The organism is Flexivirga oryzae, assembly GCF_014190805.1.
GTDB classification, from domain to species: Bacteria; Actinomycetota; Actinomycetes; order Actinomycetales; family Dermatophilaceae; genus Flexivirga; species Flexivirga oryzae.
Genome location: NZ_JACHVQ010000002.1, coordinates 324,816 through 342,154 on the forward strand (window position 1 = coordinate 324,816; position 17,339 = coordinate 342,154).

General features: G+C 69.0%; 16 protein-coding genes. 4 read left to right on the forward strand and 12 right to left on the reverse strand.

All coding sequences use genetic code 11. The features are described 5' to 3' along the window. Positions 1 to 164: 164 nt before the first annotated feature. Both FHU39_RS14540 and ku read right to left on the reverse strand, forming a co-directional pair. Entirely contained in the window at positions 165 to 2,690 is a 2,526-nt protein-coding gene (locus tag FHU39_RS14540; RefSeq protein WP_183321318.1) for an ATP-dependent Clp protease ATP-binding subunit, read from the reverse strand. A 220-nt stretch (positions 2,691 to 2,910) separates the two neighbouring features. Next, the gene (gene ku / locus FHU39_RS14545; RefSeq protein ID WP_183321319.1) at positions 2,911 to 3,885 is read right to left on the reverse strand and encodes a non-homologous end joining protein Ku; all 975 of its coding nucleotides are present in this window, start codon (positions 3,883 to 3,885) and stop codon (positions 2,911 to 2,913) included. 46 nt (positions 3,886 to 3,931) lie between these two features. Between ku and ligD (FHU39_RS14550) the strand changes: the two genes are divergently transcribed. Together ligD (FHU39_RS14550) and ligD (FHU39_RS14555) are read left to right on the forward strand one after the other, a co-directional pair. Next, positions 3,932 to 4,948, forward strand: a complete 1,017-nt coding sequence (gene ligD, locus FHU39_RS14550; protein WP_183321320.1) for a non-homologous end-joining DNA ligase — start codon at positions 3,932 to 3,934, stop codon at positions 4,946 to 4,948. After that, entirely contained in the window at positions 4,941 to 5,852 is a 912-nt protein-coding gene (gene ligD / locus FHU39_RS14555) for a non-homologous end-joining DNA ligase (protein WP_183321321.1), read from the forward strand. The genes ligD (FHU39_RS14550) and ligD (FHU39_RS14555) overlap by 8 nt, the downstream gene beginning before the upstream one ends. A 125-nt stretch (positions 5,853 to 5,977) precedes the next feature. On the opposite strand, the gene FHU39_RS14560 is transcribed toward ligD (FHU39_RS14555), so the two are convergent. The 5 genes from FHU39_RS14560 to FHU39_RS14580 all read right to left on the reverse strand — a co-directional run bounded on the left by FHU39_RS14560 (position 5,978) and on the right by FHU39_RS14580 (position 9,203). After that, positions 5,978 to 6,304 carry a histone-like nucleoid-structuring protein Lsr2 gene (locus FHU39_RS14560; RefSeq protein ID WP_183321322.1) on the reverse strand — a complete coding sequence of 109 codons (327 nt, stop codon included), beginning with the start codon at positions 6,302 to 6,304 and terminating at the stop codon, positions 5,978 to 5,980. 155 nt (positions 6,305 to 6,459) lie between these two features. Further along, positions 6,460 to 6,639, reverse strand: coding sequence for a hypothetical protein (locus tag FHU39_RS14565; RefSeq protein ID WP_183321323.1), 180 nt, complete (start codon positions 6,637 to 6,639; stop codon positions 6,460 to 6,462). Positions 6,640 to 6,691: 52 nt separating this feature from the next. Beyond that, positions 6,692 to 7,201: a methylated-DNA--[protein]-cysteine S-methyltransferase gene (locus tag FHU39_RS14570; RefSeq protein ID WP_183321324.1), complete on the reverse strand. Its 510-nt coding sequence runs from the start codon at positions 7,199 to 7,201 to the stop codon at positions 6,692 to 6,694. After that, positions 7,198 to 8,700: an AlkA N-terminal domain-containing protein gene (locus FHU39_RS14575; protein ID WP_183321325.1), complete on the reverse strand. Its 1,503-nt coding sequence runs from the start codon at positions 8,698 to 8,700 to the stop codon at positions 7,198 to 7,200. The genes FHU39_RS14570 and FHU39_RS14575 overlap by 4 nt, the downstream gene beginning before the upstream one ends. Next, positions 8,673 to 9,203: a hypothetical protein gene (locus FHU39_RS14580; protein WP_183321326.1), complete on the reverse strand. Its 531-nt coding sequence runs from the start codon at positions 9,201 to 9,203 to the stop codon at positions 8,673 to 8,675. The genes FHU39_RS14575 and FHU39_RS14580 overlap by 28 nt, the downstream gene beginning before the upstream one ends. On the opposite strand from FHU39_RS14580, the gene FHU39_RS14585 reads away from it, so the two are divergent. Continuing rightward, a complete protein-coding gene (locus FHU39_RS14585) occupies positions 9,181 to 11,421 on the forward strand; it encodes a S53 family peptidase (protein WP_183321327.1) in 2,241 nt (746 codons plus the stop codon). The genes FHU39_RS14580 and FHU39_RS14585 overlap by 23 nt on opposite strands. A gap of 46 nt (positions 11,422 to 11,467) precedes the next feature. Here the strand turns inward: FHU39_RS14585 and panC are convergent, their stop codons facing one another. Beyond that, positions 11,468 to 12,331: a pantoate--beta-alanine ligase gene (panC, locus tag FHU39_RS14590; protein ID WP_183321328.1), complete on the reverse strand. Its 864-nt coding sequence runs from the start codon at positions 12,329 to 12,331 to the stop codon at positions 11,468 to 11,470. A gap of 114 nt (positions 12,332 to 12,445) precedes the next feature. Further along, the gene (locus FHU39_RS14595; protein ID WP_183321329.1) at positions 12,446 to 13,336 is read right to left on the reverse strand and encodes a Rossmann-like and DUF2520 domain-containing protein; all 891 of its coding nucleotides are present in this window, start codon (positions 13,334 to 13,336) and stop codon (positions 12,446 to 12,448) included. Positions 13,337 to 13,407: 71 nt separating this feature from the next. Here FHU39_RS14595 and FHU39_RS14600 point away from each other — a divergent pair, with 71 nt between their 5' ends. Further along, entirely contained in the window at positions 13,408 to 14,355 is a 948-nt protein-coding gene (locus FHU39_RS14600) for an SAM-dependent methyltransferase (protein ID WP_183321330.1), read from the forward strand. Between the two features lie 6 nt (positions 14,356 to 14,361). Here the strand turns inward: FHU39_RS14600 and FHU39_RS14605 are convergent, their stop codons facing one another. From FHU39_RS14605 to FHU39_RS14615, 3 genes are read right to left on the reverse strand one after another with little or no spacing between them, the layout of a single operon-like run. After that, a complete protein-coding gene (locus tag FHU39_RS14605) occupies positions 14,362 to 15,612 on the reverse strand; it encodes a DUF8017 domain-containing protein (RefSeq protein WP_183321331.1) in 1,251 nt (416 codons plus the stop codon). 57 nt (positions 15,613 to 15,669) lie between these two features. Continuing rightward, positions 15,670 to 16,674, reverse strand: a complete 1,005-nt coding sequence (locus FHU39_RS14610; protein WP_183321332.1) for a DUF8017 domain-containing protein — start codon at positions 16,672 to 16,674, stop codon at positions 15,670 to 15,672. Between the two features lie 9 nt (positions 16,675 to 16,683). Continuing rightward, a complete protein-coding gene (locus tag FHU39_RS14615; protein ID WP_183321333.1) occupies positions 16,684 to 17,244 on the reverse strand; it encodes a CGNR zinc finger domain-containing protein in 561 nt (186 codons plus the stop codon). Between the last annotated feature and the right edge of the window lie 95 nt (positions 17,245 to 17,339).

Here is a 17,339-nt window from a genome sequence, read left to right on the forward strand (position 1 = left end):
GGTGCCCAACCAGCGACCGTCGCCGGCTGCGCACGGGTCCCGGCGCGAACCGCGCACCCAACCAGCGACCGTCGCCACCTCGGCACCCCGCGCGAAGCGGGTATGACGAAGGGGCCGCGCGGATCAACTCCGCGCGGCCCCTCGGCAGACAGCTACGCCGATCGTCAGTCCTTGCCGAGATCGATCCCACCGGCGGTCTCGACGGTCAACGCGTCGGGAGCCTGCGGCTTCGGGCTGCCGGTGAAGGTGAAGGTGGCCTCCTTGCCCTCGCCCTCGACGTCGACCAGCACGATCTCACCGGCCCCGAGCTCGCCGTAGAGGATCTTCTCGGACAGCATGTCCTCGATCTCGCGCTGGATGGCGCGGCGCAACGGACGGGCACCGAGCGCCGGGTCGTAACCCCGCGTGGCCAGGAGCTGCTTGGCGGAAGCGGTGAGCTCGATCGCCATGTCCTTGTCCTTGAGCCGGTTGTCCAGGTCGGCGATCCGCAGATCGACGATCTGCACGATCTCGTCCTGGGTCAGCTGCGGGAAGACGATCGTGTCGTCGACACGGTTGAGGAACTCGGGCCGGAAGTGCTGCTTCAGCTCGTCCTGGACCTTGGCCTTCATCTTCTCGTAGCCGGTCGCGGTGTCGTTGCCGGACGCGAAGCCGAGCGAGACACCCTTGGCGATGTCGCGGGTGCCGAGGTTGGTGGTCATGATGATCACGGTGTTCTTGAAGTCGACCACCCGGCCCTGGCTGTCGGTCAACCGGCCGTCCTCCAGGATCTGCAACAGCGAGTTGAAGATGTCCGGGTGGGCCTTCTCGACCTCGTCGAACAGCACGACGGAGAACGGCTTGCGGCGGACCTTCTCGGTCAGCTGGCCGCCCTCTTCGTAGCCGACGTAACCGGGGGGCGAACCGAACAGCCTGGACACGGTGTGCTTCTCGGAGAATTCCGACATGTCGAGGGTGATCAGCGAGTCCTCGTCGCCGAAGAGGAATTCGGCGAGCGCCTTGGCCAGCTCGGTCTTACCGACACCGGTCGGACCGGCGAAGATGAACGAACCACCGGGACGGCGCGGGTCCTTCAGCCCGGCGCGGGTGCGCCGGATCGCCTGGGACAGCGCCTTGATCGCGTCGTCGTTGCCGACGATGCGCTTGTGCAGCTCGTCCTCCATCCGCAGCAGGCGGCTGGACTCCTCCTCGGTCAGCTTGAAGACCGGTATGCCGGTCGAAGCGGCCAGCACCTCGGCGATCAACTCCTCGTCGACCTCCGCGACGACGTCGATGTCGCCGGCCTTCCACTCCTTCTCGCGCTGCTCCTTGGCCTGGATCAGCTTCTTCTCGTCGTCGCGCAGCGCGGCGGCCTTCTCGAAGTCCTGCCCGTCGATCGCCGACTCCTTCTCACGGCGGACGTGCGCGATCTTCTCGTCGAACTCGCGCAGGTCCGGCGGAGCGGTCATCCGGCGGATGCGCAACCGGGCGCCGGCCTCGTCGATCAGGTCGATCGCCTTGTCCGGCAGGTGCCGGTCGTTGATGTAGCGGTCGGCCATGTTGACCGCGCCCACCAGCGCAGCGTCGGTGATCGTCACCCGGTGGTGCGCCTCGTAAAGGTCGCGCAGCCCCTTCAGGATCTCGATCGCGTGCGGGATCGTCGGCTCCTGCACCTGGATCGGCTGGAACCGGCGCTCCAGCGCGGCGTCCTTCTCGATGTGCTTGCGGTATTCGTCGAGGGTGGTCGCACCGATCGTCTGCAGCTCGCCCCGGGCCAGCATCGGCTTCAGGATCGAGGCGGCGTCGATGGCGCCCTCGGCGGCACCGGCGCCGACGAGCGTGTGGATCTCGTCGATGAACAGGATGATGTCGCCGCGGGTGCGGATCTCCTTGAGCACCTTGCGCAGCCGCTCCTCGAAGTCACCGCGGTAGCGGCTGCCCGCGACCAGCGACCCGAGGTCGAGGGTGTAGAGCTGCTTGTCCTTCAGCGTCTCGGGGACCTCGCCGCGGACGATGTCCTGGGCAAGACCCTCCACGACGGCGGTCTTGCCCACACCGGGCTCCCCGATGAGGACAGGGTTGTTCTTGGTGCGTCGGGACAGCACCTGCATGACCCGCTCGATCTCCTGGTCACGCTGGATGACCGGGTCGAGCTTGCCCTCGCGGGCGGCCTGCGTCAGGTTGCGGCCGAACTGGTCGAGCACCAGCGAACCGGCGGGCGTGCCGGTCTCCTGCCCGGGCTGACCAACACCGGCACCCTGCGGCTCCTTGCCCTGGTAACCGGAGACGAGCTGTATGACGACCTGGCGCACCCGCGACAGGTCGGCGCCCATCTTCACCAGCACCTGCGCGGCGACGCCCTCGCCCTCCCGGATCAGGCCGAGCAGGATGTGCTCGGTGCCGATGTAGCTGTGGCCCAGCTGCAGGCCCTCCCGCAGCGACAGCTCGAGCACCTTCTTGGCGCGCGGCGTGAACGGGATGTGTCCGGACTGCGTCTGCTGGCTCGGGCCGATGATCTCCTGCACCTGCTCACGAACGGCGTCCAGCGAGATGCCCATGCTCTCCAGAGCCTTGGCCGCCACACCCTCCCCTTCGTGTATCAGGCCGAGCAGGATGTGTTCGGTGCCGATGTAGTTGTGGTTGAGCATGCGCGCCTCTTCCTGAGCGAGCACCACAACTCGCCGGGCGCGGTCGGTGAACCGTTCGAACATCTCTAACTCCTCGGGTAGCTCTCGCCACCATCGATGCTAACTGCAGCGACTGGGGTTGGGCAGCGCTGACCACAGCGCGACACAGTGCCACAGCTGGTCTTGACGCGAACAACGCCAACGGCGGTCAGCATGTTCCAGCCACGGGCGCTGGTCACGCGTGTTCGCGCAGAGCGCAACGGCGGTGCGCGCGCTCCGTGCCATACCCATGCCGGACCGTCGGTCAGCCGGCCTTCTTCGCGGGCTTCTTCGCGGCGGACTTGGCCGCCGACTTCTTGGTCGCGGTCTTCTTACCGGACGACTTCGCGCCGGTCGTCTTCTTCGCCGCTGCCTTCTTCGCCGCGGCCTTCTTGGCGGGCTTCTTCGCAGCCTTCGTCGCGGCCGGCTTCGCACCGGCATCCGGCTCGTCCACCGGCTCACCCCGGGACGCCTTGGCCCGGTTGACGCTCTGCTGCAGTGCGGCCAGCAGGTCGAGCACCTCGCCGCCCTCGTCCTCCTCCTCGGGCACCGCCTGCACCTCGTGGCCCTCGAGCTTGGCCTCCACGACCGCCTTGACCGCCCGCTCGTAGTCGTCGGTGTAGTCCTCCGGCTCGTAGTCGCCGGACAGCGACTCCACGAGCATCCCCGCCATCGCCAGCTCCGCGTCGCTGGTCTCGACACTCTCGTCCAGCACCCCGAAGTCGGCGGCGCGGACCTCGTCCGGCCACAGCAGCGTCTGCAGCACGATCACCTCGTCGTGGACGCGCAGCAACGCCACGGTGGACCGGGTCCGCAGCGACACCGTGACCAACGCCACCCGGTCCGTGGACCGCAGCGCGTCCCGCAGCAGCGAGTAAGGCTTCAGCGCGCCCTTGTCCGGCTCCAGGTAGTAGCTCTTGTCCAGCAGCATCGGGTCGATCTGGTCGGTCGGGACGAACTTGTCGACCGCGATCTCCTTGCTGTTGCTGATCGGGAGCTCGGCCAGGTCCTCGTCGGTGAGCACGACCATCTGGCCGTCCTCGGTCTCGTAACCCTTGGCGATGTCGTCGTACGACACCTGCTCGCCGTCGATCGAGCAGACCCGCTGGTACTTGATGCGGCCACCGTCCTCCCGGTGCACCTGCCGGAACTGCACGTCGTGGTTCTCCGTGGCGGAGTACAACCGCACCGGCACGTTGACCAGGCCGAAGGAAACTGCGCCCTTCCACATCGCACGCATCGAACGATTATCCGCACCGGATTCCTCTCAGGGCAAGATTGACCGCATGCGTCCCATGCTCGCCACCCCCGCGAACACCGTGCCGGAGGGCGACGAGTGGGTGCACGAGGTGAAGTGGGACGGCATGCGGGTGCTCGCCCACGTGTCGGGTTCGTCGGTGCGTCTCACCTCCCGCACCGAGCGGGACGTGTCGGTCGCCTTCCCCGAGCTGCTGCGGCCCGGCGCCGGCCTACAGGGGTATGACGATCTGCTCCTGGACGGCGAGGTGGTGGTGATGACCGACGGCGTCCCGTCCTTCGCGGCGCTCGCCGAGCGCTTCAACGTGTCCGACGCGGCGATGGCCGCGCGGCTGGCGAGCGCTGCACCGGCCACCTACCTGGTGTTCGACGTGCTGCAGGCGATGAACCGCCCGACCCTGGCGATGCCGCTGCGGCAACGCCGGCAACTGCTGGAGGGGCTGGACCTGCAGACGGGCGTGGTGCAGACGCCGGCGACGTTCACCGACGGCGCGCAGCTGGCGGAAGCGACCGCCGCCCAGGGGCTGGAAGGCGTGGTCTCCAAGCGACTCGGCTCGCCATACCGGCCGGGGCGGCGCAGCCCCGACTGGCGCAAGATCGTGCACCGGCGCACCGACTCGTTCCTGATCTGCGGGTGGCTGCCGGAGCGCGACAACGCCCGCGCGCTGGGGTCGGTCTACCTGGCGACGCCCAGCCCGGACGGGCCGCTGCTGTTCCGCGGCCGGGTGGGATCCGGGCTGGCGGGCGGGCGGGGCGCGGACCTGCTGGACCGGTTGCGTGAGATCCCCTGCGAGACACCGCCGTTCGACGAGGTGCCGGTCGGCGAGGCCGATCGTGGCGCGATCAACTGGGTGCGCCCGGAGCTGATCGCGGACGTGGAGTTCCTCGGCATCTCCGAGGCCGGTCAACTGCGGCAGCCGTCCTGGCGCGGGCTGCGCTCCGACCTGACGCCGCAGGACCTGGTGCGGACGGAGACCGCGGGGTCCCCGCGAAGCATCGAAGCGAGGAACGAGCGGAGAACTCCGGGGGGTGGGGCCGATGGCTGACGGGCAGATCATCACCGAGGTCGACGGACGCCGGCTGAAACTGGGCAACCTGGACAAGGTGCTCTACCCGGGCACCGAGACCACCAAGGGCGAGGTGCTGCACTACTACACGCAGGTCGCCACGGCCCTGCTCCCGGTGGTCGCCGACCGACCGGCCACCCGCATCCGGTGGCCGCACGGGGTGGCGGACCTGTCCTTCTTCGAGAAGAACCTGCCACCGGGCGCGCCGACCTGGCTGCCCCGGGTCAGCCTGCCGTCGTCCGGTTCGCGCGGCACCGGCGATCAGGTGACCTACCCGGTGATCGCGTCGCTGGCCGAGCTGCTCTACCTGGTCAACCTGGCGTCGTTGGAGTTCCACGTGCCGCAGTGGCGGTTGGCCGAGGAGGTCCCGGCACACCCCGACCGGTTGGTTATCGACCTCGACCCGGGTGCTCCGGCCGGACTGGGCGACTGCGCCCGCCTCGCCCTCATCGTCCGGGACCGGTTGGCCGGCATCGGCCTGGACCGTTGTGTACCCGTCACGTCCGGCAGTAAAGGCATGCAGGTGTATGCCGCCCTGGACGGCAGCCAATCCAGCGAAGCGATCCGGGATGCAGCACGCGAATTGGCGCAACAACTCACCCGTGAGCACCCGGATCTGGTCGTCTGGAAGATGACGAAGTCGAAACGCCCGGGGAAAGTGTTGTTGGATTGGTCACAGAACACCGCCGCCAAGACCACGATCGCGCCGTATTCGATGCGCGGCAAGGAACGCCCGACGGTCGCCGCGCCGCGCACCTGGGATGAGATCCAGCAGGGCGCGGAGAAAGCCGGCACCCTGCGTCAACTATTGTTCGACGAGGTCCTTGATCGGCTCGACAACCTTGGCGATCTCTTCTCCGACGGGATCCTGGACAGTCGGTAAAACCGGCGAGTACAGCCACTATTCACAGACAGCAGAAGACCGCCCATCGCGTGGAATTCACGCAATGGGCGGCTTCACCGCGAGTGCGCGGCCGTGACCGGAAAGGCCGCGGCCGCGGGCACCGGTCAGGAGTTGGCGCGCGCGTATGCCTCCTGCACCTCGGCCGACACCCGGCCGCGGTCACTGACCTTGAAACCGTTCTTGCGGCCCCATTCCCGCACCTTGTTCAGATCGGTGCGTCCGCTGGCGACCCGACTCGGGGCCAGCCGCTGACGACCCCGAATGGAACGGGCATGGCCGATCCATTTCGCGAGGTCATCGCGCAACTGTGCAGAATTTGCGGCCGAGAGATCAATCTCGTATGCCTTGCCGTCAAGCGCGAAATTGACTGTCTCGGTCGCCTCGGATCCGTCGAGGTCGTCCTCGAGCAGAATTTGAACACGCTGAGCCATTGTGCATTCTCCTACCGTGGATTCACTGGTTTCAACGCAACGCTAACACAACGTAAGTTAGGTGCCACGAAACCAAGACGGGCAATTCCGGCGGGATTAATGCGGTGCGTGCGATCGGGCGGTCCGGCCGTTAAGCAGCACGGCGCGGACCGGAGTCAGTGCTCCTGATGTTCGGAGTCCTGCCCGGCGAGGCGATCTTGTTCGCGCTCCCACTGAGCGTGCGCAATGCGTTCGCGCCGGTCGCCTTCCACAATGTGCTTGAGAATGACGTAAAGCAGATAGAGCAACCCGATCGACGGGATCAGAGTCTCGATGTAGGGCCACACGTCTTCCATGGTAAGCCAGTCGACCGAGTGCCCGAATCATGGCCGGTGCGGGCACCGGGCTTCAGAACAGTTGTTGTTGCGGGTCCTCGACGGCCTTCTCGTGCGCCAGCAACCACTGCTTCCGGTGAATACCGCCGCCGTAGCCGGTCATGCTGCCGTTGGCGCCGATCACCCGATGGCACGGGATGACGATGGAGATCGGGTTGCGGCCGTTCGCCAGCCCGACGGCCCGGCTGGCGGTCGGGCTGCCGATGTGCTGCGCCAATTCGCCGTAGCTCCACGTCTGTCCGTACGGGATCTCGCGCAACGCACGCCATACCCGCTGTTGGAATTCGGTGCCCGCTGGGCGCACCGGGAGATCGAATTCCTCGCGTTCGCCGGCGAAGTATTCGCGCAGTTGCTGCGCGACCGTGGAAAGCACCGGGTCGCCGTCGACCCGTTCGCCGAAATCGTTCGCGGCCGGCGCGTGCTGGTGGGTCTCCATGTAGACGCCGACCAGCTCTTCACCGTCCGCGACCAGTGTGAGCGGTCCGATCGGTGTTTGTTCCAGCACCGCGTGCCGTGTCGTCATCCGTCGCTCCTTGCCTGATCGGGAAGTCGATTGATCTCGTGGCTGCCGCTGGCCCACAGGTGTTGTACGGCGTAGGCGCGCCAGGGCCGCCACGGCGCGCTGGCCCGCAGCTGCGCGGTGCCCCGGTCGGGCAGGCCGAGTGCGGCCATCGCCTGCCGGACCCCGAGGTCGCTGGCGGGAAAGGCGTCGGGGTCGCCGAGTGCGCGCATGGCGACGCCCTCGACGGTCCACGGGCCGATGCCGGGCAGCGCGAGCAGGCCGTCGCGGGCGCGTTGCCAGTCGGCACTGGTCGAGACATAGAGGTCACCGCTCGCCAGCGCCACCGCGAGACCGCGCAGGGTGTCGCGGCGACGTTGCGGCATGGCGAGGGTCGCGTCGTCGGCATCGGCGACGACGGCCGGGTCGGGGAACGTCGCGGTGAGTCCGCCGTCCGGGTCGGCGACGCGCACCCCGTATGCCGCCACGAGCCGGCCGGCGTGGGTGCGGGCGGCACGGGTCGAGATCTGCTGCCCGATCACCAGGCGCAGTGCCAGCTCGGCGCCGTCGACGGTCCGGGGCACCCGTCGCCCGGGTGCGCCGGCCACCATGGCCGCCAGTCGTGGGTCACGGCCCAGGTCGGCGTCGATCGCCTCCGGGTCGGCGTCCAGGTCGAGCAGCCATCGACACCGGCTGATCGCGACCGGCAGGTCGCCGAGGTCGCGCAGCCAAACCCGGGCCGCGACGTGGTCCTGCTGCGGGCGCAGCGCGACGATCGCCGGCCCGGACGGCAGCCGCATCGTGCGTCGGTAGGCACCGTCCCGCCACTCCTCCACCCCGGGCACCGCGGTCGCCACGAGATGCCCGAAGAGGTTGTCGACACACAGGGGGCGGCGGAACGGCAACCGCAGCTGCAGGTGATGCCAGGCAGGGTCCACGCCGTCCGGGGTCACCGCGGAGATCCTTGCCTTGGCACGCAATTCACGCGGCGCCATGGCGAACACCTCCCGCATGGTGTCGTTGAACGACCGGATGCTGCCGAAGCCCGCGGCGTGCGCGACCTGGGTCAGCGGCAGGGTCGTGGTCTCGACGAGGACGCGCGCGGTCTGCGCCCGTTGCGCACGCGCGAGCGCGAGCGGTGACGCGCCGAGTTCGGCACGCACCTGACGTTCGATCTGACGAGTGCTGTAACCGAGCCGCCGCGCCAGTCCGGCGATCCCTTCCCGGTCCACCACGCCATCGGCGATCAACCGCATGGCACGCGCGACCAGATCGGCTCGGACGTTCCACTCCGGGGATCCCGGGCTCGCGTCCGGGCGGCACCGCTTGCACGCCCGGAACCCGCCGGCCTGTGCTGCAGCCGCGCTCGGGTAGAAGGTGATGTTGCGCGCCTTCGGCGGCGTCGCCGGACAGCTCGGCCGGCAGTAGATCCCGGTCGTGCGCACGGCTGTGACGAACCAGCCGTCGAAGCGCGAATCCCGCGCCCGCACGGCGGTCAGGCACGTCTGCGGATCGGTGAGCACGGGTCCAGTCTGCGCTCCGCCACCGACAATGACTCGCAGAAAAGCGACGTGTCGATTTTCTGCCAGTCCGGCAGGTCGGAGTCGGCATCCCGAGATCCCGCGTAACGGATCGAACGTCCCGCCGCGTCAGGACCAATACGAAGGTGCCCGGCGATCGGCCGAGGCACCGCGACCAGGGGAGGTCCGATGAACAGCTCACGCGCGCGCACCACCGGATGGGCGGTGGCCGCGGCCTGCGCCGTGGCGTGCTCGATACCCGCGGCGGCCAGTGCCACGGCGTCAGGGGCGGCGCCGAATGCCGGAACCACACAACTGTGCAACGGCACGTGGCAACCCGCGCCGACGAACGGCCTACCGAAGTCGTTCAGTGCCTGGGACGTCAAGGTCTTCGGCCCGAACGACGTCGTGTTGTCGGGCGCGTATGACGACTCGAAGAACGACCAGTCCGCCATTGCCCACTGGAACGGCACCCGGTGGACGATGACGAACATTCCGCGCGGCACGTACGGCGGCCACCTCGCCGGCTCGTCCTCCCACGACCTGTTCGTGGAGACCGAACTGCCATCGGGCAAGAGCATGATCGCCCACCTGCACGGCGACACATGGTCGATGATCCCCGAGGCCAAGGCGTTCGGCGGTGACGACGGGGCCATCAATGCGATGGTGTCCACCAAGCCGGGCGACCTCTGGGCGGTGGGGCCGCGTTTCACCGCGGTGGGCGCGACCGCGGTCGTCACCCACTACAGCGGGGGCACCTGGCACACCGTGGCCAACAACCTCGCGACCACACCGTGGTCGGTGCCGCTGTCGTTGAACGTGAGCCCGACGGGCGAACTCTGGGTGCTGGGCGAGGACATCACCAGCTCCGCGGAGGTCTCCGTCATCCGCAAGCCCTACGCCGGGAAGCTGGTGGGCAACCGGATGCGGCGCGTCGAGCTCCCCTCCGTGCCCGGTCAGGCCTCCACGATGGCGGAGAACATCAACTGGAGCTCGAACGGCACGATGGTCGTGAGCGGCTGGACGGGCAACGACGACACGTTCACCGGCTATCCGTATTCGTCCACGCGGACGACCAACGGCCAGTGGAAGTTGCAGTCCCGACAGGCGCTGACCATCGGCGCGATCTACACGAACGTGGCGGCCCGGGTCGGCAACGACGTGTGGTCGGCGGACGACAACCTGCTGTGGGACAAGGACTGGACCGGCCTCACCCGATGGAACGGCACCGGCTGGAGCACGCTGCACTCGCTGTCCGCCCTCGCCGGGTACCACCCCGGTTCGATGGACGGGGACAAGCGCGGCGACGGCTGGTTGGTGGGCTACGACCAGGACCTCGCATCCCGGCAATGGCGCATCTGCGGTAGCCCGCGGACCGCGTTGTCCGATAAGGGGACCGGCGACACCGGCACGCCGGTCACCGTCGGTCGACGCCCTGCGACCACCTCGGTCGGACCGCGGGTGCAACGCACTCACACCAAGCCGGCGAGCGGAGCGTATGACGGGCTGCCGCGTCCCGCCGAGGACCGGACCGCAGCCACCACCGGCAGCGGCACCAGCAGCAGCATCGGCAAGACCCTGCACGGCCCGGCGATCGACCGGCTCCGCACGGCCCAGCCCAGGACGCTGACCGCCTCGAGTTACGTCGCGGTCGATGCCTGCGCCGAGCCGAAACAGCCGCATTCGATGCGCTGCCAGGCGAAGGTCGTCGCCCGGAGGACCGGCTCCACGGTCCGTGCTGCGGCCACCGACATACCTGCGGGCTACGGTCCCACGGACTTCCGCGCGGCATACCACCTGCCGAAGTCGGGTGGGTCCGGACGCACCGTCGCTGTTGTTGCGGCATACGGATATCCAACGTTGGCAAAGGATCTCGCGGCCTACCGGAAGGCCAGCGGACTACCGGCGTGCACGGTCGCGTCCGGCTGCCTCACGATCGTCGGGCAGAACGGCGGTAAGCCACCGACCGATGTCGACGAGGGCTGGGCGCTCGAGCAGGCGATGGATGTCCAGGCCGTCTCCGCGACCTGCCCGGCCTGCAAGATCCTGGTCGTGCAGGCCAAGAGTCCGTCCGACGGGGATCTGGGGGCGGCCAACCACCAGGCCGCGAAGCGGAAGTCGTTCGTGATCACCAACAGTTTCGGCCGCTCGGAGCTGTCGACCGATCTGTCGAGCACTTCCACCGTGGTGCCGAAGGGGACGCCGCTCGTGGCCTCCACGGGGGATGTCGGCCTGCAGCCGAGCTTCCCGTCCACGGTGCCGTCCGTGGTCGGCGTCGGCGGCACGACCCTGCTGCAGACACCGGGCACCAAGCGCGGGTGGGCCGAACACCTGTGGTCGCTGAGCAGTGGCGGCTGCTCGGCGGTGCAGCCGAAACCGGCCTTCCAGCGCCAGTCGTTCTGTGTCGCGGGGAAGTCGAGCTCCGTTGCGATCGTTGCGGATGCGGACCCCGCGTCCGGGGCCGCTGTCTACGACAGCACCGGTTACGAAGGGCAGACCGGCTGGTTCGTCCTCGGCGGCACCAGCCTCGCGTCACCGCTCACCGCAGGCATGTATGCCGCCCGCGGCATCAAGCCGTCGGTGCGCCAACTGTGGTCGGGTCAGCGCACGACGAACCCGGTGACCGGGGCCGGCACCAACGGCTGGTGCACACCGAAGATCGAGTGCACCGCGAACGCCAACCGCTACAGCGGCGCCAGCGGCTGGGGCTCGTTGGCCCGGTGACGTCACGCACCTCCCGGGCGGTCACGAACTCGTGCCGCCCGGGAGGTCACACCTCGTGGGCTGGGCCGATCTCCAGCGGCAGGTTGTCGATCAGCCGGGTCGTGCCCACCTTGGCGGCGACCGCGAGCAACGCGGGGCCGCGGTACCACTCCGGCACCTGCTCGAGTGAGTCCGGATGCACCAGCACCAGATAGTCGACCAGCGCCAGCGGCTCGCGGACCAGCACCTCACGGGCGGCACGACGCACCGCCGCGGGACCAGCGACAGACTGGTCGGCGCCGGCCTGCAGGGCCCGCGAAAGACTCAGTGCCACTTCACGATCCGCGGCGCTGAGGTAGGTGTTGCGGCTGCTGAGCGCGAGGCCGTCGGTTTCGCGGACGGTGGGCACGGCGATGACCTCGACCGGGAAGTCCAGGTCGCGCACCATCCGCCGGATCAGCAGCAGCTGCTGGGCGTCCTTCTGCCCGAAGAACGCGAAGTCCGGCTGGACCAGGTGCAACAGCTTGGCGACCACGGTCAGTACACCGTCGAAATGCCCTGGGCGAGAGGCACCTTCGAGCACCTCGCCCAGCGGCCCGGCCGACACCCGGACACCGGGTTCACCCTGCGGGTAGACGACGTCCGGGGTGGGTGCGAACACGACCGACACGTCTTCGCGTGCGCAGATCGCCAGGTCGTCGTCGAAGGTCTGCGGGTAGCGCGACAGGTCCTCCCCGACCGCGAACTGTAACGGGTTGAGGAAGATCGTGACCACCACGTGATCGGCGGATTTCCTTGCGGTCCGGATCAGCTCGGCATGCCCCTCGTGGAGCGCACCCATCGTCATCACGACGGCGACACTGCCGTCCAGTGCCTTGCGTGCGGGGAGCAGATCTTCGCGCGTGTGAGCGACCACCGGTTGTGACGTCATCGGGGTCCCCGCGAAGTATCGGAGCGAGGTACGAGCGTAGAACTTCGAGGGGTGATCATCGGTGTCCTTGCGAAGTATCGGAGCGAGGTACGAGCGTAGAACTTCGAGGGGTGATCATCTGTCTTCTTTCGTGGTGAGCAGGTCGAGCATGGGTTGCACGGTCTCCGCGGGCATCGCCCGTCGTGCCGCCGCGCGGGTCGTGGTGGCGATGGCGAGCGCCCGGTAGGCGTGCCGGATGTCGTCGGGTTGTCCTTCCAGCGCCTCCAGGTGTGCCGCGACGGTGCCGACGTCGCCGCGCACGATCGGGCCGGTGAGGGCGCGGTCGCCGCGCTGCAGGGTGTTCTCCAGCGCCGCCTCGAGCAACGGCCGCAGCAGCAGATCGGCGTCGTCGATGCCCACGTCACGCAGCATCTGTGCCGACTGCGCCACCACCGTGGTCAGGTGGTTGGCGGCGTGCGACAGGGCCGCGTGGTAGAGCGCCCGGTCCTCGTCCGCGAGCCGGAACGGCTCACCGCCCAGGTCGAGCGCGAGCGCGTCGGCGACCAGGTCGGCGCCCATCGACGCGGTCACCGCGATCGGGGTCCCGGTGATGCGGTCGACGTCGCTCGGGAGGCCGGTGAACGTCATGACCGGATGGAGCACCACCGCGTCACCACCGACGTCGACGACCGGCTGGAGGACGTCGAGACCCCGGAAACCGCTGGTGTGCACGGCAAGTCGGCCGCCGTCCCATGCGCCCTGCGCCGCAAGACCCGACACCAGCGGACCGATCGCGTCGTCCGGCACCGTCAGGAGCACGACGTCCGCCGCGGCGACCACCTCCGGCACGTCCCGCACCGGCACCTCCGGGAGCAACAGCGCCGCCCTCTCCAGTGAGGCCTCGCTCACGGCGCTCACCGCCACGATCTCGTGCCCGGCGGCCCGCAGTGCCGCGCCGAGGACCGACCCGACCCGGCCGGCACCCACGACGCCCACCCGCAGGGTCGGTCGCTCCAGCCGGGTCATCGTGGTTCACCCACGCGAGTCCGCATCTTCACCCGCACGACGCTAGCGCCCCGGCCACGTAGGCTGCGACGGTGGTGTGGCGGACCTGGCAGACGGCGTGGCACGAGGCGCTCTACGGACCGGACGGGTTCTACCGCCAGTCCGCGGGCCCTGCGGGACATTTCGCGACCTCCGCACAGGGGATCCCCGGCGGCGGCCGGCTGCTCGCCCGCGCCCTGGTGGCACTCGCGGAACGGTCCGGGTGCAGCGACGTCGTCGATGTCGGCGCGGGTCGCGGCGAGCTGCTGGGCGAGATCGCCGCGCTCGCGCCGGGGCTCCGGCTGACCGGTGTCGACATCGTGGAGCGGCCGCGTGAGCTGCCCGCGGGGACGGACTGGTTGGTCGCACCCGGTGGTGAGCGGCTCCCGGACGGGCTCCGGGACCTCACCCGGGCGCTGGTCGTCGCGCACGAGTGGCTCGATGTCGTGCCGTGCCCGATCGTCGAATATGCCGACGGTGTATGGCGCGAGGTCGAGGTCGCGGACGACGGCACTGAGCGCCTCGGCAGTGTGGTCGAAGGCCCGGACCTGCAGTGGTTGCAGCGGAATTGGCCAGCCGGGTGTGACACGGGACGAGCCGAGGTCGGCAGGAGCCGCGAGGCGGCATACAACGACCTGCGGGCGCGCATCGGCACCGGACTGCTCGTCGTCGTCGACTACGGTCACCTGCGCGGGCGGCGGCCGGTCGGGGGCACGCTGACCGGCTACCGGGACGGCGTCCAGAGCGCGCCGCGGCCCGACGGTAGCACCGACATCACGGCACACGTGGCGATGGACACGTTGGGCTCGGACGAACTCGTGCAACAGCGGGACCTGTTGGAGCGGCTCGGGTTACGGCCGCCCCGACCGCCGATCGAGCTGGCGCGGGACGACCCTGCGGCATACCTCACCCAGCTGGCGGCGCGCGGCACGCACGCGGAGCTCACGGCACCGGGCGGTCTGGGCGACTTCTGGTGGGCGATCAGCACGATCACCCGGTGAACCGGATCAGCTGCTCGGACGGAAGGTGGTGATGATCTCGTCCAGCACCTTGGTCGACAGCGTCTTGCCGCCGGGCGCGTCGAGCTCCCGGATGGCGACCAGCTGGTAGGACTTGCCACCCGCCTGGAAGGTCACGGTCCGGATCTCGTAGTCGTGGCCCTTGTCGCAACCGTCCGGGTCGCCGACCGCGGTGGTGATCGTGTATTCGAGCGCGGGGATGGTGTCCTGGTTGACCTTGACCTGCTTGGCCGCCGACATCTTGCCCTGCTTGGCGTGCGACCCGTCCTTCTTCAACGAGATGGCGTCGGCGAACCGCTGCGCGAGGTCCGGGCCGGCATCGGCGGGATCGCGCTTGCCGACATTGACCAGCCCGAGCCAGGCGCTCTCGGCGGTCTTCTTGGCGGAGCAGAAGCCGACGCCGTAGCGCGCGGGCGCCTTCGCGACCACCAGCGGCTTGCCACTGCTGTCGGCATAGCCGAACAGGGTGTCCTTGCTCTCCAGCGTCCAGTCCTTGTTCTCCGGAACGTCGAACACGCCGCGCGGATCACTCGCGGACTGCGCCTGCCAGCCGGACTTGAGGGCGCGCTGCCCGGCGGCGAGGGTCGGGTTGACCCAGGTGGTCGCGGTGACCGGCGGCAGGCTGCTCGTGACGGGTGAGCTCGCGGCCGGGGTCGGGGTCTTGTCGCTGTTACGGGTGAAGGCGTAGATCGCCACCGCCGCGATGACCAGGACCAGCGCCGCGGCGATGCCGATCAGGATCTTCCCGCGGCCGCCGCCGGTGCCGCTGCCCTTGGGCGGCACCACCACACCCTCGCCCGACGCCTGCGAGAAGCGGTCGTAGTAGGAGCTCTGCGGGTTGTTCATCGTCGGGCCGACATTGGGCCCGGTCTCCCCCGTCGACCACGACGGCGGTTGGGCGGGTTGGCCCCCCGAGGACCACGGCTGCTGGCCCCCAGTCCACGGCTGCTGCCCGCCGGTGTTGCCCTGCTGCGGCGGCTGCCCCCCGGCCCACGGCTGTTGGCCTCCGGTGTTGCCCTGCTGCGGCGGCTGGCCGCCGGTCCACGGCTGCTGCCCTCCGGTGTTGCCGGGCTGTTGCTGGCCACCGGTCCACGGCTGCTGGCCGCCGGTGGCGTCCTGGCGCGGCTGGGCTCCCGACTGTCCCGGAAGCCGGTGCCCCCCGGACTGCCCCGGCTGCTGGTCGCTCGGCTGCTGCTCGTTCTCCGGCTGCTGCCCCTGGCCATCGTCGTGGTTGCTCACGGCTGAAAGGCTACCTATTGCTGCCCGGGACGCCGACGAACACTCGCCGCGGATCGATCAGCCACGGGTCCGGAAGGTGCTGATGACGTCGTTCAGGGTGCTCTCGGGCAGCTCCTTGCCAACGCCGAGCAGGCGGATGGTGACGAACTGGTAGGTCGTGCCCTGCACGGAGAAGGTGACGGTGCGAACCTCGTACTTCTTGCCTTTGTCGCACTTGGTGGGGTCGCCGGCCGTAGCGGTGATGGTGTATTCGACCGCCGGGATCGTCCCTTGGTCGACCTTGAGCTGCTTGGCGGCGGAGAGTTTTCCCGCCGTGCCCGGTGTGTGGTGGCTGCTCGTGCTGATCGCGTCGGCGAACTTCTGCGCCTCGTCCGCGCCCAGCTGGGTCGGATCCGACTTGCCGCCGCCGCGCATCCCCACCACGGCGAGCCATTGGTCCTTCTTGGCGTCGCAGAAGCCGACGCCGTAGGTTGACGTTGCGCCCATCCCGGCGAGGATATTGCCCTTCGAGTCCTCGTAGAAGCGGGTCATCGAGTCGGACTCGACCTTCCAGTCCTTGGTCTTCGGCACGTCATACACCCCGAAAACACCGTGTCCCGGTTGTGATTGCCAGCCATCCTTCAGCGGACGTACGCCGGCAGCGAGGGTCGGGTTGACCCACGTCGTGGCGGTCACCGGTGGCAGGCTGCTCGTGGCGGCCGAGCTCGCCGCCGGGGTCGGGGCTTTGTCACTGTTGCGGGTCAGCGCGAAGATCGCCACGGCTGCTATGACGACGACCAACGCCGCCGCGGTACCGATCAGCAGCTTGCCGCGGTTGCCACCGGGTTTTTTCGGCGTCACGACGACGCCTTCCCCGGACGCCTGGGCGAAGCGGTCGTAGTACGAGCTCTGCGGGTTGTTCATCGTCGGGCCGACATTGGGCCCGGTCTGCCCCGTCGACCACGACGGCTGCCCGGCCTGGTCGCCGGACCACGGTTGGGCTCCGCCCGACCACTGGCTCTCGGTCTCCCCCTGATTTCCGCCGTTGTTCTCCGGCGGGTTTCCATCCCCTTGGTTGCTCACCGCTGCAGGTTACCTTTCGAGATCGTCGCCGGAGTCCGACGTGAGGCGGGCGCGATATGCCGCGACCGCGAGCCGGTTGCCGCACCCGAGGTCGCAGTAGCGCTTGGAACGATTGCGGGACAGGTCGACCAGGACGCCGTCGCAGTCGTCGGCGGCGCAGGTGCGCAACCTGCGAAGTTCACCGGCCCGGACCACGTCGACCATCGCCATGGCGACCTCGACGATCCACCGGGACGCCAGCGGGGCGTCCGGCGGGGTGGCGTGCAGGTGCCAGTCCCAGTCGCCGTGCTTGACCAACTGGGGCAGGGCCGACTCGCGCCGCAGCAGGTCGTTGACCCGGGCGACCAGGGCCGGCTCGTCGTCGGTCCACAGCGCGCGGATCTCGGGCCGTATGGCGCGCACGGCCTCCCGCTCGGCCGCGCTCCCGACGACCGGTCCGCTCCATTCCCAGCCACGCACGAAGTCCAGGTAGGACGCCTCGTCCAGCAACGGATCCGGGTCCTCGACGGCGGTATTGACCAGCGCGGCAGCACCGGTCAACGCCACTTCCGTGTCATGAGCAAAAACCACTTTGACTCCTGTCCTGGGGACACTCTACGATCGACTGGTCACCACGGGTAAAACAACATTTTGCCCATTACGCATTCCACACCTCTCGAAGGAGG